The 14,767-nt window shown below is 66.4% G+C and carries 13 protein-coding genes; 7 read left to right on the forward strand and 6 right to left on the reverse strand.

The window, feature by feature from the left end:
* Positions 1 to 6: 6 nt before the first annotated feature.
* From mutM to G372_RS0107215, 3 genes are read right to left on the reverse strand one after another with little or no spacing between them, the layout of a single operon-like run.
* Positions 7 to 822: a bifunctional DNA-formamidopyrimidine glycosylase/DNA-(apurinic or apyrimidinic site) lyase gene (mutM, locus tag G372_RS0107205; protein WP_018863535.1), complete on the reverse strand. Its 816-nt coding sequence runs from the start codon at positions 820 to 822 to the stop codon at positions 7 to 9.
* Positions 815 to 1,759, reverse strand: coding sequence for a chorismate transformation FkbO/Hyg5 family protein (locus tag G372_RS0107210; RefSeq protein ID WP_026278905.1), 945 nt, complete (start codon positions 1,757 to 1,759; stop codon positions 815 to 817). The genes mutM and G372_RS0107210 overlap by 8 nt, the downstream gene beginning before the upstream one ends.
* Before the next feature lie 3 nt (positions 1,760 to 1,762).
* Positions 1,763 to 2,980 (reverse strand): EAL and HDOD domain-containing protein, encoded by a 1,218-nt coding sequence (locus tag G372_RS0107215; RefSeq protein WP_018863537.1) that lies wholly within the window; start codon positions 2,978 to 2,980, stop codon positions 1,763 to 1,765.
* Between the two features lie 74 nt (positions 2,981 to 3,054).
* Here G372_RS0107215 and G372_RS0107220 point away from each other — a divergent pair, with 74 nt between their 5' ends.
* Positions 3,055 to 3,294 carry a DUF6967 family protein gene (locus G372_RS0107220; protein ID WP_019624709.1) on the forward strand — a complete coding sequence of 80 codons (240 nt, stop codon included), beginning with the start codon at positions 3,055 to 3,057 and terminating at the stop codon, positions 3,292 to 3,294.
* A gap of 93 nt (positions 3,295 to 3,387) precedes the next feature.
* Here G372_RS0107220 and rpmG read toward each other — a convergent pair whose 3' ends face one another.
* The 3 genes from rpmG to G372_RS0107235 form a co-directional block, all read right to left on the reverse strand.
* Positions 3,388 to 3,558 carry a 50S ribosomal protein L33 gene (gene rpmG / locus G372_RS0107225; protein ID WP_012983362.1) on the reverse strand — a complete coding sequence of 57 codons (171 nt, stop codon included), beginning with the start codon at positions 3,556 to 3,558 and terminating at the stop codon, positions 3,388 to 3,390.
* 10 nt (positions 3,559 to 3,568) lie between these two features.
* Complete coding sequence (gene rpmB / locus G372_RS0107230) at positions 3,569 to 3,805, reverse strand: 50S ribosomal protein L28 (protein WP_012983361.1); 237 nt, start codon at positions 3,803 to 3,805, stop codon at positions 3,569 to 3,571.
* A gap of 74 nt (positions 3,806 to 3,879) precedes the next feature.
* The gene (locus G372_RS0107235; protein ID WP_019624708.1) at positions 3,880 to 5,616 is read right to left on the reverse strand and encodes a putative bifunctional diguanylate cyclase/phosphodiesterase; all 1,737 of its coding nucleotides are present in this window, start codon (positions 5,614 to 5,616) and stop codon (positions 3,880 to 3,882) included.
* A gap of 212 nt (positions 5,617 to 5,828) precedes the next feature.
* Here G372_RS0107235 and G372_RS0107240 point away from each other — a divergent pair, with 212 nt between their 5' ends.
* The 6 genes from G372_RS0107240 (at position 5,829) to G372_RS0107265 (ending at position 14,767) form a co-directional block, all read left to right on the forward strand.
* A complete protein-coding gene (locus G372_RS0107240; protein WP_019624707.1) occupies positions 5,829 to 6,788 on the forward strand; it encodes a LysR family transcriptional regulator in 960 nt (319 codons plus the stop codon).
* On the forward strand, positions 6,785 to 7,528 hold the full coding sequence (locus G372_RS0107245; RefSeq protein ID WP_018863541.1) for a type 1 glutamine amidotransferase: 744 nt from the start codon (positions 6,785 to 6,787) through the stop codon (positions 7,526 to 7,528). Before G372_RS0107240 ends, G372_RS0107245 begins: the two co-directional genes overlap by 4 nt.
* Positions 7,529 to 7,542: 14 nt before the next feature.
* A complete protein-coding gene (locus tag G372_RS0107250; RefSeq protein ID WP_026340441.1) occupies positions 7,543 to 8,019 on the forward strand; it encodes a hypothetical protein in 477 nt (158 codons plus the stop codon).
* Positions 8,016 to 9,134, forward strand: a complete 1,119-nt coding sequence (locus G372_RS0107255; protein WP_018863543.1) for an AI-2E family transporter — start codon at positions 8,016 to 8,018, stop codon at positions 9,132 to 9,134. Before G372_RS0107250 ends, G372_RS0107255 begins: the two co-directional genes overlap by 4 nt.
* An 81-nt stretch (positions 9,135 to 9,215) precedes the next feature.
* The gene (gene rng / locus G372_RS0107260) at positions 9,216 to 10,727 is read left to right on the forward strand and encodes a ribonuclease G (protein ID WP_019624705.1); all 1,512 of its coding nucleotides are present in this window, start codon (positions 9,216 to 9,218) and stop codon (positions 10,725 to 10,727) included.
* 137 nt (positions 10,728 to 10,864) lie between these two features.
* Positions 10,865 to 14,767 carry a YhdP family protein gene (locus G372_RS0107265; protein WP_019624704.1) on the forward strand — a complete coding sequence of 1,301 codons (3,903 nt, stop codon included), beginning with the start codon at positions 10,865 to 10,867 and terminating at the stop codon, positions 14,765 to 14,767.

Genomic DNA, 14,767 nt, shown 5'->3' on the forward strand with positions numbered 1-14,767 from the left:
GGCTCCCTACCGCTGGCAGGTCGGACAATACGCCGAGGCGCGCTGCCCGATGCGCCGGTTGCGCAGCGGTGTGGCGCACTGCAGGCACGGTTCCCCGGCGCGGCCGTAGACTCGAAGTGACTGGCGAAAATACCCGTGTGTCCCGTCCTCGCGCAGGAAGTCGCGCAGGGTCGTGCCGCCCTGTTCGATCGCCGCGCCCAGTACGGTGCGGACGCATTCGGCCAGCCGTTCGTATTCCGCCCGGGTCACGCGCCCGGCGGCCCGCCCCGGGCGGATTCCAGCCAGGAAAAGCGCCTCGGTCGCATAGATGTTGCCCACGCCGACCACGATATCCTGATCCATGATGAAGGTCTTGACCGGCCCCCGGCGCCGGCGGCTGCGTTGGAACAGGTAGTCGCCGTCAAATGCGGTGTCCAGCGGTTCAGGCCCCAGGGCGGCCAGCAGGGGGTGTGGCGCGCCGGTCTCCGGGAGTGGCAGGCAGCACCCGAAGCGGCGCGGGTCATGAAAGCGCACCTGCGAGCCGTTCGTCAGGTGCAGGATCAGGTGGTCGTGCGTGCGCAGCGGGGTCGTCGCGGTGCAGTGGCGCAGCGAACCGGACATGCCGAGGTGCAGCAGTACCCCGCCACGGTCGGTGGTCAGCAGCAGGTATTTGGCCCGCCGTTCGAGCGTCGCGATGCGGGCCCCGACCAGACGTTCGGGCAGCGCCTCCGGCACCGGCCAGCGCAGGCGTCCATCGCGGACTTCCAGCCGCTCGATGGTCTGGCCTTCCAGAAGAGGCGACAGGCCGCGTCGGGTGGTCTCGACCTCGGGGAGCTCAGGCATGCACGCCCTCGATCTCGAGCAGGAGTTCCCGGCGACAGATGTCGCCCCGCGCCCACTGGATGACGGGGCCCGGCTTCATGCCCTTGTAGTGCGCGGCAATCACGCCGGCGACCGCCGCGCGGTCTTCGGGGCGTCGCAGATAGACGCGCAGCCACGCCGGGCCGGGGAGTTCGCGCCCTGCCGCGTCGTGCAGGGCCTGCAGGTTGTTCAGAGTCTCGCGTGCCTGGGCGACCACATCGTCCAGGTGGCGGCTTTCGTGGCCGACGATGCTGGCGGTGCCGGAGACCATCAGCATGGGACCGGTCGCGGTCAGCAGCAGCGTGGCGCGGGCGAAGGCCGGACTCTTCGGGCTGTAGTGCTCCGGGTAGTGGTAGGCGCTGACCTGGCGCGGATTCTCGATCGCGCGGGCCGGTGTGCGGGTAGCGACCAGGTAGATGAACAGGCCCGGCTGCCGGGTGCCGATCGCGGTGGCCGCAGGCATGCTGCCCAACGGTACCTCGAGCGCTTCCAGGCCCTCGGCGCGCCCGACACAGAAGGCCTGGTAGCGTTCCTGGCCCTGCTCTTCGCCGTGGATATCGGAGAAGTAGTTCCAGATGCGTGCTGGGTGCTCGAAGCCGCGCTCGCGACAGGCCTGCAGTAACTGCCGGTAGGCCTGCTCGGTCTGTTCGCGCAGGGGGCGGTCCGGGCCCTCCCAGGCGGCGAACAGCACGTCGTCGAACTCCAGCAGATGCAGGGGGGCGGCGTTCACCGGGCGTGCTGCACCGTGTCCCCGCCAGCTCTCCACATAGAGGTCCGGGAGCAGCGGTTCGAGACCCGGAGTGATCTGGAGCTGGCCGCCCATGGAATGAATACCCGCAGGTGCATCCAGCCGCACGTAAAGGCCATCCTGGGGCGTCGCTACGGGCGAGCCGAGCCGGTTATGCAGGTGGGGTGCCATCAGTCAGGTCCTGGACAGCGAATCGAGTATGTCCTCGCTCCAGCGTACCGCTTCCAGGTAGAGCCGGCTGGCAACCTGTGGTGCCACCGGGGATTCTCCCGAGGCAGGGGGCGGGCTTGCGGGCCCCTCGAACGCCTCGATGGTCTCCAGCCAGGGGGCCAGCGGACCCTTGTGTTCGATCAGCGCCTGTTCCATCTCTGGCGCCAGGCGCAGTTCGTTCAGGATGCGTCGCAGCGGAATCCCCAGCACGCGGTCCAGTCCCGAGAGCATCCCCAGCGAGAAGTAGCGTTCGGCTTCCGCGGGGGGCAGGTTGCGTGTCCGGGCGAGCAGCATCCCCATGCGCGCGCGGATCATGACCTGCTCGACCGCGGCCGAGGGTCCGGCCGCGTTGTACAGTACCAGCAGCATGCCGATGCGGCGGACGCGACCCTGCCCCAGATGACCGATTGCCGCGGCCAGCTCTTCGGTGGGCCGTTCGTCCCGGTACGCGGGGCTGTTCGCGATGCGCAGGATCTGGTCGGCCAGGTCGGGTTCGGTGCCGATCCGGTGCTCCAGCTCCGCCGGCGCCGGATCGGGTTCCTGAAGCGTCTTGAGCAGCTTCAGCAGGGCGACTTCCAGGCTCTCCAGGCGCTGGCCCTCGATCACGTGCGGGTGCGACAGGTGGTAGCCTTGGTAATAGCGAAAACCCAGTTGCTGGCAGTGGCGGTAGCACTCGGCAGTTTCGACCTTTTCCGCCAGCAGATCCACGCCGAACGTGCGTAGCATCTCGACCTCGCGCGCCAGTGCCTTGGCGGAAAGGGCCAGCACGTCCAGCTTGACGATATCCGCCAGTGCCACCAGAGGCGAGTGGTGGACCTGGAATTGATAGTCATCCAGCGCGATGCGGAAACCGCGCTTCTTCAGTTCCTGGACCGCACTGACGACCCCGGAGTCGATTTCGATGTCCTCGAGGATCTCCAGGACGACCTGATCGGGCGGAAGGTGCGCGATGATTTCGTGATCGAGAAAGGACCGCGTCAGGTTGACGAAGGCCAGGTGCGGGCCGACCAGGTGGGGCAGGCCGATATCCAGGAATGCGCTTCGCAGCAGGTCGGAGGTTGCGTCGTCACCGTTGGTGACCGCCGCTTCGGCACGGTGGCCGGCACGAAACAGGAGTTCGAAACCGACCAGACGCTCGTGCGCGTCGAAGATGGGTTGCCGGCCGACAAAAATTGGGTGCATGCTTGCGTTTTGCCAGTAAGTGATGAGGCGGCCCCGGTCTGCGCGCGGCCGGCCCGGGAGAGAGCGAACACATCATGGAGTCGATTGATGCGCCGTTTGGCGAGGTCGTGGAGCTGCGGCAGATACTGCACGACTCGGGGGTCCCTCTCCTGAGGGTTATTATCCGCGATGGTGGTCGCTATACCAAGATCGAGCTGGACCCGTCAACCGCCCATCGGTGGGGGCGCATGATGGTGCGCTGGGCGGAGACCGCCGTGGAAGATCGGGATTCGGAGGGTGGCTTGGCCCGCCCCGGGTTGACCCGGGGGCCCTGATCAACAGGCGCTCTCGCAGCCGCAAGGCACAAAAAAGCCCGGCATGGCCGGGCTTTTTTTACCTGCAATCAGGCGATCACGCGCGGGCGATGATCACTTGATCTTGGCTTCCTTGTACATCACGTGCTTGCGGATGACGGGATCGAACTTCTTGATCTCCATCTTTTCGGGCATGTTCCGCTTGTTCTTGGACGTGGTGTAGAAATGGCCGGTGCCGGCGGAGGACACCAGGCGGATCTTGTCGCGTGCGCTCTTCGCTGCCATGGGTAGCTCCTTACACCTTTTCGCCGCGTGCGCGGCAGTCCGCGAGCACCGCATCGATGCCCAGCTTGTCGATGATCCGCATGCCCTTGCTGCTCACGCGCAGCCGCACGAAGCGGTTCTCGCTCTCCACCCAGAAGCGGTGGGTGTGCAGATTGGGCAGGAAACGCCGCCGCGTCTTGCGGTGGGCGTGGGATACGTTGTTACCAGTCGCCGGGCGCTTGCCGGTCACCTGACATACTCGGGCCATCTCGGGGACTCCGGAAATTGGGTCTAGCAAAAGACGGCGGATCTTAGCCCAGTCGGCGCCCGTGCGCAAGATCATCAGGGATCCCCGTGTTCGAGGGCGCACGCACGCCGCAGCGAGGGCTCGATCGTCTGCCGGCGTGCCCAGGCCAGTGTCTCGTCGAAGGGCATGGGGCGGGCGATCCCGAAGCCCTGGGCGGCATCGCAGCCCAGTTCTCGCAGCATGGCGAGGGACTGCCCGTCTTCCACGCCCTCGGCCACCACCTTCAGGCCAAGGTCGTGCGCGAGCCCCACGGCCGCACGGGTGATCTGCTCGTCCACCCTCTGCGTCGCCATGTGGGACACGAACGTCTGGTCGACCTTGAGGGTCGTGACCGGCAGGCGTCTGAGGTATTCCAGGGAAGAGTATCCCGTGCCGAAGTCGTCGATGGAGAGCGCCAGGCCCCGCTCGGTCAGGCGGCGCAGCGCCTTTATGACCTCGTCGGGGTCGGCCATCAGGGCCGTCTCGGTGAACTCGATTTCCAGGGCGCAGGCCGGGAGGCCCGCGGCCTCCACCCGTTCAATGATGGTTTGCGCGAACCCGGGATCGAGGAAATTGCGCGCCGAGACGTTGATGCTGACGGGGACCATGATTCCGTGCTCGCGCAGGGTGAGGAGGTCGGCGATGGCCAGGTCCAGCACCGTGAGCGTCAAGGGGTGGATGAGCCCCGTGCGCTCGGTTTGTGCAATGAACTGACCGGGCGGTATCTGCCCCCGTTGCGGGTGCTCCCAGCGGACGAGAGCCTCGAAGCCGCACAGTTCCCCGCGTAGCAGGTTGATCTTGGGCTGGTAATACAGGTGAAACTGGTCCTGTTTCAGGGCGTTTTGCAGCTCGCCCAGCAGCTCCACGGTCTGGCGGCCGGCATCGTTGCTACGCCGGTCGTATGCGCGGTAGCGACGGCCTGATTGGCTGGCCTCGTGCATTGCCATCCAGGCCTTCGTCAAGAGGCTTTGCGGGTCGTCCTGCTCGTGGAACGGGAACGAGGACACACCAGCGTGGGCCCCAACGTAGACCGGCAGCCCAAGCACCTCGAATGGGGCCTGCAACTCTTCCACGGCCTCCTGCGTGGTGGCCAGGCACTCCTGTCGGCTGCGGTGAGGCAGCAGCAGGGCGAAGTGGTCGTCGTGGATGTGGTAGACGAGCGTGTCCGGGCTGCCGGCGACCGCCTGCAGTCGCTCGGCAATCCCCATCAGCAACGGCCGTTCCGCGGCAAAGCCCAGGGCATTGATCGTATCCGGGTAGTTATCCATTTGCAGGCTGATCACGAATACCCGGGTCGCGGGAGCGTCGGTGCCCTTGGCTTGCGCCATCAGCTGACGGATATGCTGTTCCAGCGACTCGCGATTGGGCAGACCGGTGACGGCGTTGTGGTAGGCCTGGTCGAGCAGCCGGGCCGCGTGCTGGCGCAGTTGGGAGAACAGCCAGCCGCTGAGCCCGCCGAGGACCAGATAGATCCCCGCCCGGGTCACCCAGTTGAGCGTGGGCTGGGCGATCCCCTCGTCCACATTCATGGGCATGAATGGCCCCAGCAGCAACCCGGCGAGCAGCCCGAACGCCAGCCCACCCCAAAGACCCATCAAGGCGGCCGCCAGCAGTACCGGAATCAGGATGAAATTGAGATAGGCGGTGCTGGTTCCGCCGGTTTCGTAGACCAGCAGCGTGACGCCGGCCATCAGAATCAGGATCAGCCCCACCCCGGCCAGGCGCCAGGCGCCGGTCACTCCCAGCCAGGACTCGGGGCGCCATGGTTGGTCGAACTCCGATAGCCGCTCCATGTGCATCCCTTCTTGTGGCATGAGTTTTGTAGTGCTTCCCTCTTTATAGACGCATTCTAGTAGTCGGACTTGTTCTTATCACCGGCACTCGCGGGGGTGGACATCGGGGCCGCCGCGTGCCACGGGAACGACTGGGTCCGGCGTTTCCCTGGCTGTCACGCTTGGGACCGGCTTGGTAGCATGCCGAAGGGTACGGGGTTGCGGAGTGGTGCATGGCCGATCGACGTTTGCAGGTCTTTCTCACGGTGGCGCGTTTGCTGTCCTTCACTCGGGCGGCCGAGGTCCTGCACATGACCCAGCCGGCGGTCACCTTCCAGGTGCGCCAGCTGGAGGAGCAGCTGGAGACGCGGCTGTTCGACCGCAACCACAACCGGGTCACCCTGACCGACGCCGGGCGCCTGGTACAGCGCTATGCCGAGCGCATCTTCGATACCTATGGCGAGCTCGAGGCCGCACTGCGCGAGCTGAAGGGCGCCGACGGCGGAGCGATCGTGATCGGCGCCAGCATGACGGTGGCCGGGTACATGCTGCCGGCGCTGCTCGGGGCCTTCCGTCGGGCACACCCGGACATCGGCATCCGCCTGCGTGTCGGGAATACCGAGAATGTCGTCGCGATGGTCGAGGAGGGCAGTGTCGACCTGGGTATTGTCGAGGCGCCGGTGAACCACCGTACCCTGCTGGTCCAGCCCTGCACGGTGGATCAGCTGCGCCTGATCGTGCCCCCGGAACACGAACTGGCCGGGCGCACGAGCGTGCGGGTCGCGGAATTCGTCGAGCAGCCATTCATATGCCGCGAGGAGGGTTCCGGGACCCGCGAGGTCATCATGGAGTACCTTGGGCGGTCCGGTTACGACCGCAACACCCTGCGCGGGTGTATGGAGCTCGGCAGCCCCGAAGCCATCAAGGGCGCCGTGGCGGCGGGTATGGGCGTGTCGGTACTGTCCGAGGCCGTGGTCGCGAAGGAACTGGCGCTGGGCGAACTGGTGGCGATCCCGCTGGACCCGCCGCTGGAACGCCCGATCTCGCTGGTGCATGCGCGCCAGCAGTTCCGCGTGCCGACGCTGGAGGTGCTGATGCAGTTCCTGCGCGGCTACTGCACGGGCCTGGGCCCCGGCGCGGCCGAGGATGACCCCGCGAATACAGAATCCAATCGAATAGAAGACGCGACATGAAGAATTACTGCGTAGTGCAGCACAGCTATTCCGAGTTTCTCGGCCTGATCGAATCGCAGCTCGAGAAGCGCGATATCGGCTTTTCCTATTACCGGCCCTTTGTTGGCCAGGATCTCCCGGGGTCGGCGGCCCAGTTCGACGGCCTGTGGTTGCTCGGTGGTGCCTGGCCGACCGCCGATCATGAAGAAAACCCGCAGGTCCCCGACGAGCTGGCCCTGATCGATATCTTCCGCCGTTCGCAGCGCCCAGTTGTCGGGTTGGGCATGGGCGGGCTGCTGGTGGCCGAGCAGGCCGGCGGCACCGCGCATGAGGACCCGATGTACCGGGCCCGTTTCGTGACCGCGCACAAGACCGCGGCCGGCGAGGGCGACGACCTGGCCGAGACCCTGGACGGGCGCCGCGTGCTGCAGCTGGTCAACGGCCGCGTGGATCTGCCGGAGGGGCTGGAGCCGGTCCTGGTGGACGACGATGGTGACTGGCTGGCGGTCCGGCCGGACAAGCTGACCTATGGCCTGCTGTTCCGGCCCGAAATGAAGCCGGGCATGCTCGAAGACATCATCATGGAGGCCAAGCACAACCCGCCGCCGAACATGGGCGAGCTGCTGGGCGAGGCGCGCATGGAATGGGGTGACATGCAAAAGGTCACCGAGGACGTGATCGTCGCCCTGGTCAAGGAACTTGGCCTGATGCAGGAGCGGCGCAAGATGCCCGTGTTCAGCCTGAAGATCGAGAACGAATAGCGATGCTTCCGCCGATGGGCAGTCCCGGCGGGCTGGGCGGGGGCGATGTCGCCTCCGCCCTGGCCCGTGGCAAGAAGAAAAAGGACGACCCGGCGCGCGAGCTGGCCGAGATCGCGGCGCGTCTGTCGCCCGAGGATCAGGCCAGCCTGCTGAAGTTCGCGCGCTTCCTCGAACAGGAGTCGCCGGCCCCGGCGCCGGAACCCGTGCCCGAGCCGGAGCCGATCCCGCGCCCGGAGCAGGAGTCGGTGGTCAAGGCCATGCGGCGCCTGTCGGCGACCTACCACATGCTGGACCGCTCCAAGCTTCTCAACGAGACCTCGGCCCTGATGGCCCAGCACGTGATGCAGGGGCGTTCGGCGGTGGAGGTGATCGACGAGCTGGAGGTCGTGTTCCGGTCCCACTACGAAAAGGTGGTGGCCGAGGACCCGACGCGTCAGGACGTGGACACCCGGACGAAGGGTGACGCGCCGGACGGGGACGAGTCGCGATGATCGACGTCCTGCGCGAGTGGTACCGACGGCATTTCACTGATCCCCAGGTAGTGATCCTGGCCTTCCTGCTGCTGGCGGGGTTCCTGATCATTGTCTTCGCCGGGCGCATTCTCGCCCCGCTTCTGGCTTCACTGATTATTGCCTATCTGCTGGAGGGGGCGGTCCAGAAGCTGATACGCCTGCATGTTCCACGCCTGCTGGCGGTCACGATCGTGCTGCTCGTCTTCCTGGCGCTGACGGTGGCCGCGTTGTTCAGTGTCGTGCCGCTGATGTCGGCCCAGGTGACGCAACTGGTGCGCGAACTGCCGGGCATGATCCGCGAGGGGCAGGCCCTGCTCCTGCAGCTGCCCGAGCGCTATCCGCAACTGATCACCGACGAGCAGGTGCGCGATCTGATGGGGGCCATCCAGGCCGAGGCCACCATGCTGGGGCAGCGGGTGGTTTCCTTCTCGCTGGCTGGTGCCCGCCACCTGGTGGATGTCGTGATCTACCTGATCGTGGTGCCGCTGATGGTGTTCTTCATGTTGAAGGATCGCGACTTGATCCTCGACTGGGTACGCAGCTTCATGCCGCGCGATTCGCACCTGGCCAGCCAGGTGTGGCGCGAGGTCAACGTGAAGATCGCCAGCTATGTGCGTGGCAAGTTCATCGAGATCCTGATTGTCTGGGCAGTCAGCTTCCTGACATTCAACTGGTTCGGGCTGGAATACGCCGTGCTGCTGTCGTTCATGGTCGGCATCTCGGTGATCATCCCGTATATCGGGGCGGCCGTTGTGACGATCCCGGTAGCGGCCGTGGCCTATTTCCAGTTCGGGCTGAGCTCCGAATTCGCCTGGGTGCTGATCGCCTACGGGGTCATCCAGTTCCTGGACGGCAATGTACTCGTGCCGCTGCTGTTCTCCGAGGTGGTCAATCTGCACCCGGTCGCGATCATCGCGGCGGTGTTCGTATTCGGTGGCATCTGGGGGCTTTGGGGCGTGTTCTTCGCGATCCCGCTGGCGACCCTGGTGCACGCGGTGATCAAGTCCTGGCCGCGTACCGACCAGCTCGAGGCAAGGGGCGAGACCGAGCCACCGTCCGCGGCGGCCGAGCCCGCCGAAGCCGCACCCAAGTAGCCCCGCCGGGCCGGCGTTCCGTGTCCGCGCGGGAGGCCGGCGCGGACCGTACATTCACAACAACAAGAAGAAAAACCCAGCATGACCGGTACCGAAATCCTGATGAACGTGACCCCCCAGGAAAGCCGCGTGGCCCTGGTCGAGAATGGCGTTCTGACCGAACTGCATCTGGAGCGAACCCGCCGGCGCGGGATCGTCGGCAATATCTACAAGGGCCGTGTCGTGCGCGTGCTGCCGGGCATGGATGCCGCTTTCGTGGACATTGGTCTGGAGCGCACGGCCTTTCTGCACGCATCGGACGTGGCCCCGCTGGAGCGTGAGGAACTCAACGGCGCCAATGGCGCGGGCAATGGCAATGGTGGCGGTAATGGTTCCGGTCGCGCCGAGACCATCCGCGAGCTGCTGCGCGAGGGCCAGGATGTGCTGGTGCAGGTGATCAAGGACCCGCTGGGCACCAAGGGCGCCCGGCTGACGACCTATATCACCGTGCCGTCGCGCCACCTGGTGCTGATGCCGAACCAGACCAATGTCGGTGTTTCCACCCGCATCGAGGACGAGGGGTCACGCAGCCGCCTGCGCGAGAAGGTGGAGGCGCTGCGTAGCGAGATTGCCCCGCAGCACGGCTTCATCGTGCGCACCGCGGCGGAGCTGGTGGACGACGAGGCGCTGGAGAATGACACCGCCTTCCTGAAAAAGGTCTGGGACAGCATCCAGATCGCCGCCTCCGAGGCCGGCCCCGGAGAGGAGGTCTATGCCGACCTGCCGCTGGTGCTGCGCATCCTGCGCGACATGGTCGGGGTGGAGATCGAGCGCATCCGCATCGATTCGCGCGAGACCTACCAGAAGGTGTGCGAGTTCGTCGCACAGTACCTGCCGGAACTGGTCGGCCGGATCGAGCACTACCCCGGCGAGCGCCCGATCTTCGATCTGTTCAACGTCGAGGAGGAGATCCAGCGGGCGCTGGAGCGCAAGGTGGAGCTGAAGTCCGGTGGATATCTGATCTTCGATCAGACCGAGGCGATGACCACGGTGGACATCAACACCGGCGGCTTCGTCGGGCATCGCAAGCTGGAGGAGACGATCTTCAAGACCAACCTCGAGGCGGCCCAGGCGATCGGGCGCCAGCTGCGCCTGCGCAATCTCGGCGGGATCATCATCATCGATTTCATCGACATGCAGGACGACGAGCACAAGCGCCAGGTGATCCGTGCGCTGGAGAAGGCGCTCGAGCGCGACCACGTCAAGACGCAGATCTGCGATGTCTCGCCACTGGGGCTGGTGGAGATGACGCGCAAGCGCACGCGCGAGAGTCTGGAACACCAGCTCTGCGAGCCGTGTCCAACCTGTGCGGGGCGGGGCTATCTGAAGTCGGCCGAGACCGTTTGCTACGAGCTGTTTCGCGAGATCCTGCGCGAGGTACGTCAGTACGACGCGCGCGAACTGCGCGTGCTCGCCTCGCAGAACGTGATTGATCTGCTGCTCGACGAGGAATCGGCCAGCCTGGCGGAGCTGCAAAGCTTCGTCGGCATCCCGATTCGATTTCAGGTTGAGACGCTGTACAGCCAGGAGCAGTTCGACGTGGTGTTCGTCTAGTCAGGGAAGCGCGGGGAGAGGATTGTCCATCCAAGAGCGGAGGAGGATACGAACGGCGTGACAGCGATGCGCGGACCCAGTCATTGCAGGGGTCCCGGCACACCGGGCCGGCCGTCTTGCGGCCGTTCGGGGGAGAAATGAGAGTCCTGTCACACTCCGTCCGTATTGCGGCCGGTGTCCTCCTCCTGCTCATCGCGCTGGCCGCGCTCACCCTGCTGGCCCTGCGCCTCACGGTGGCCCACTGGGCCGGGCTGGGTGACTGGGTGGAGACCACGGCAACCGAGCAGCTGGGCTACCCGATACAGACGGAGGAGATCGAGCTGGGCTGGTCCGGCTGGTCGCCGGCGCTGGTCGCCCGGGGGGTGAGTGTCGACCTGTCCGGCGACGAGCCGCTACACCTCGAACGCCTGCGCCTGTCATTAAGTGCCGGCGCTACACTCCGCAGCCGCTATCCGTCGATGCAGGTCGAAGTGGCCGGGGCCGACATTCACCTGGTCCGCGAGGCCGATGGCGCGATTCATGTCCACGGCTACGAGGTGGGGCTGGGGGATGGTGCCTTGCTGGAGATCCCGGCGGAACGCTGGCCGGATCTCGAGGCCAGCGACGTAAGCGTCACCTGGGAGGACCGCGGGGCGGGCCTCGAGTCGATCCTGGACGTACGGCGTCTGGCCGTGCGGTCGGACGCCCAGAGTCGGCTTCGACTGTTTCTGGAGGGAGCCATGGCGGGGGCGGCCGACGGGGACTTCATCCTCGGGGTGGAGGTGCCGGATGCGACCATGCGCGACGCCCGCTTCTTTCTCGATACCGAGCCAGTGGCACTGGTGGCGTGGTCTCCCTGGCTGGTGCGGCTGGGCTGGGAGCCGCCGCCCGGCACCAGCTCCCTGCGGCTGTGGGGCGAACTCGAGGATGGCAGTGTGGTGGCACTGCGGGGCGAGCATGACACCCGGCTGGACGGGGCCGGGGACCAGCCCGGCGGGGCCTTTGGCCATCGCTTCGACTGGCGAATCCGCGACGGTGCCCACGAATCGAACTGGACGGCTACGCGCCCGGGCTCCGGCGATCTGCGGTTGCGCTACACCCTGGCCGGCGAGCCCGAGGCCCTGGTCGTCGAGGAGCTGGAACTTGCGGCCAGGGACCTGGAAGTAGAGCCGTATGCACCCTTGCTGTTTCTGGTGGAACAGCGTGCGCCCGAGCTGTCCGATCATTTGCGGGAGGTACGTCCGCGGGGTCGCCTCGGCGATGCATGGATTCGCGCGCGTCACGACGGGGAGCGTCTGGAGCCGGTCGATGGCCATGCGGATCTGCGTGATCTGCAATGGCATGCGGGCGATCACGGGCCCGGTGTGCAGGGGGTCGATGGCGAATTCTCCTGGCGCGAAGGGGGTATGGAGCTCGATCTCGACAGCCGCAATGTCCGCTTCGAAATGCCCACGCTCTTCGATGATCCCCTGTGGATCGAGACGGCGAAGGGCAGGCTGCGCGCGGAGCGCACTGAGTCCGGTGATTGGCACATTGCCGGAGAAGGACTCGATGTGGCGAACGAGCACGCAGCGGCGCGGGGCCGAATGCGGCTGTTGTTCGACGGCCACGAATCGGGTCCGCGCGTCGATCTGGCGCTGGACATCCTGCGCGCCGACGGCGATTACACCCAGCGATACCTGCCGGTTCACCTGCTGCCGGCGAATACCTATCAGTGGCTGGCCGAGAGCATCCAGACCGGGGTTTCCAGTGGCGGCGGCATGGTCTATCGCGGCCGTGGTCGTGATTTCCCGTTCGCGGATCAGGAGGGGGTGTTCGATCTCTGGGCAGATATCGAGGGAGGCCGACTCGAGTATGAGCCCGGCTGGCCCGTGGCCGAGGAGTTGCGGGGACGTCTGTTCTTTCATAACGCGAGCTTTCGCGCGACCGATGTGTCCGGGCGCATCCTGGATACGGCCGTTCACGGGACCGAGGTATGGATCGACGACATGATGGGGGACCCGGTCCTGGGGATCGAGGGGACGGCCGATGGCACCGCTCAGGACTTGTTGCTGTTCCTGCGGCAGGCGGGACTGCTCGAGGAGGCCGCGGATTTTCGCGATGCGGCAAGCATCGAGGGTGCAACACGACTCGCCCTGGGGATCACCCTTCCGCTGGCCGAGGATCGTTTGCAGGATGTGCGTGTTCAGGGGCGCCTGGATCTGCTGCACAACCGGGCCGAGGTCGCGGGCTGGCCCACCGGTTTCGAGTCGGTTGAGGGGGCCGTGCATTTTGATACCCACGACCGTGTATGGGCCGACGATGTGCAGGCGCGGGTCCATGGCGAGTGGATCAACCTTGACGTCGACTGGCCGTTGAATGGTGAAGAGGCCACGATCCGGGCCTATGGTCCGCAGCCGCTGGAGCCCTGGCTGGAGGAGGTGCCCACCCTGCAGCCCTACCTGGACGGACACGCGACCTGGGATGCAAGCCTGCGATTGGGGGATGCAGTCGATGGTGTTCGCCTCGATTTGAGCTCGGACCTCGTCGGGGTCGGGATCGACTGGCCCAGCCCGATTGGCAAGGGCCCCGAGGAGGAGCGGCCGTTGGAGGTCAGTCTCCCGTTCGCTCACAGCGGGGCGGGGATCGGGCATGTGCAGCTGGGCGAGACCCTGCGGGCCCATTTGCGCCTGAGCCCGACCGAGGCATCGGACGATCCGGCGGCCCGCGGGGTGGAGCCGCGGGCCGCCGCCACGGGGATGGAGGTCCAGGCCATGGCCTTGGAGCTTGGCACCCCGGCCGCAACGCTGCTGCCGCTCCCCAGCGAGGGTCTGTCGGTGCGGGCACGTTTGCCGGAGCTGGAGGTCCAGCCCTGGCTGGAGGCCTTGGCCGAGGCGCCCTGGGCGCGAGATGTGGACCTGGGCGATGTGGAAGCCGCGGATGGCAACGGCGGGCTGAGTCTGCAGCGGTTCGAGCTGGATGTGCATGACTGGATCCGCTGGGGCGAGCTGGAGATCCCGGGTACGCGTCTGCAGGGACAGCGTCGCGAGGATGGCTGGGACCTGGAGGCCCAGTCACCCTGGCTGGCGGGTAGTGCCACATGGCGTGCGGCGGCCGATGGGCGTGATCGCTGGGAGGCCCGTCTGCGTCACTTGGTGCTGGAAGACGTGGACATTGACGGTGAGCCCGATACGGATGCCGCCATACGCGCCGTCGATGAAGGCGGCCTGGACGACCCGCGGGAATGGCCGGGACTGGACCTGAACGTCGACCGGCTGCAGGTCGGCGAGTACCGTCTGGCCGACGTGAATCTAATACTCGAGCCGGTAGATCAGGGGTTGCGTGTGGACAGTCTGCGGGCGCGCGGGCCGGACGGCGATCTGCAGTTGGGAGCCGATGGCCATTGGCATGTCCTCGCCGACGGGCGTCCTGATACGCGTCTGGATCTTCACCTGTCGGGCGACGACTGGGGCGGGGCCCTGGAGTCGATCCGCCTTTCGCGCGCCCTGCTGGGGGCTGCGGGCGAGGGGCGCATGGAGATTTCCTGGCCGGGCCCGCTTTATGCACCGCGTCTGGCATTGCTGGACGGTACGCTTGAGCTGGACCTGGAAGATGGCCGCCTGGCGGATGTCGAGCCGGGGGCAGGTCGCCTGCTCGGGTTGGTGAGTCTGGATGTGCTGCCCCGGCGTCTGCGGCTTGATTTCCGCGACGTGTTCGAGGAAGGGCTGTCCTTTGACCGCCTGCAGGCGACGGCGACGCTGCAGGATGGCAATCTGCACGTCCCCGATCTGGAAATGCGAGGGCCGTCCGCGCGAGTACGCCTGAGTGGTCGTACCGGTTTGATCGCGCGGGACTATGACCACCACATCGTGGTGGTGCCGAGCCTCCGCGCGGCATTGCCGATCGTCGGGGCCCTGGTGGGCGGGCCTGTGACCGGGGTGGTGGTGCTGTTTGCGGAACGTGTGCTGGGCATCGGAGATCAAATCGAAGAGGCCGCGCGTGTAGAGTACCGGGTCACCGGTCCGTGGGACGAACCGGAAGTACGGACTCTGGTGCAGCCTGCTGACGACAACGACGACTAG

Source organism: Thioalkalivibrio thiocyanoxidans ARh2 (genome assembly GCF_000385215.1).
GTDB classification, from domain to species: domain Bacteria; phylum Pseudomonadota; class Gammaproteobacteria; order Ectothiorhodospirales; family Ectothiorhodospiraceae; genus Thioalkalivibrio; species Thioalkalivibrio thiocyanoxidans.

Bases quoted from the DNA above. Each gene is read 5' to 3' on its own strand.
- mutM (WP_018863535.1), bottom strand. From the start codon at position 822: ATGCCTGAGCTCCCCGAGGTCGAGACCACCCGACGCGGCCTGTCGCCT.
- G372_RS0107210 (WP_026278905.1), bottom strand. From the start codon at position 1,759: ATGGCACCCCACCTGCATAACCGGCTCGGCTCGCCCGTAGCGACGCCC.
- G372_RS0107215 (WP_018863537.1), bottom strand. From the start codon at position 2,980: ATGCACCCAATTTTTGTCGGCCGGCAACCCATCTTCGACGCGCACGAG.
- G372_RS0107220 (WP_019624709.1), top strand. From the start codon at position 3,055: ATGGAGTCGATTGATGCGCCGTTTGGCGAGGTCGTGGAGCTGCGGCAG.
- rpmG (WP_012983362.1), bottom strand. From the start codon at position 3,558: ATGGCAGCGAAGAGCGCACGCGACAAGATCCGCCTGGTGTCCTCCGCC.
- rpmB (WP_012983361.1), bottom strand. From the start codon at position 3,805: ATGGCCCGAGTATGTCAGGTGACCGGCAAGCGCCCGGCGACTGGTAAC.
- G372_RS0107235 (WP_019624708.1), bottom strand. From the start codon at position 5,616: ATGGAGCGGCTATCGGAGTTCGACCAACCATGGCGCCCCGAGTCCTGG.
- G372_RS0107240 (WP_019624707.1), top strand. From the start codon at position 5,829: ATGGCCGATCGACGTTTGCAGGTCTTTCTCACGGTGGCGCGTTTGCTG.
- G372_RS0107245 (WP_018863541.1), top strand. From the start codon at position 6,785: ATGAAGAATTACTGCGTAGTGCAGCACAGCTATTCCGAGTTTCTCGGC.
- G372_RS0107250 (WP_026340441.1), top strand. From the start codon at position 7,543: ATGGGCAGTCCCGGCGGGCTGGGCGGGGGCGATGTCGCCTCCGCCCTG.
- G372_RS0107255 (WP_018863543.1), top strand. From the start codon at position 8,016: ATGATCGACGTCCTGCGCGAGTGGTACCGACGGCATTTCACTGATCCC.
- rng (WP_019624705.1), top strand. From the start codon at position 9,216: ATGACCGGTACCGAAATCCTGATGAACGTGACCCCCCAGGAAAGCCGC.
- G372_RS0107265 (WP_019624704.1), top strand. From the start codon at position 10,865: ATGAGAGTCCTGTCACACTCCGTCCGTATTGCGGCCGGTGTCCTCCTC.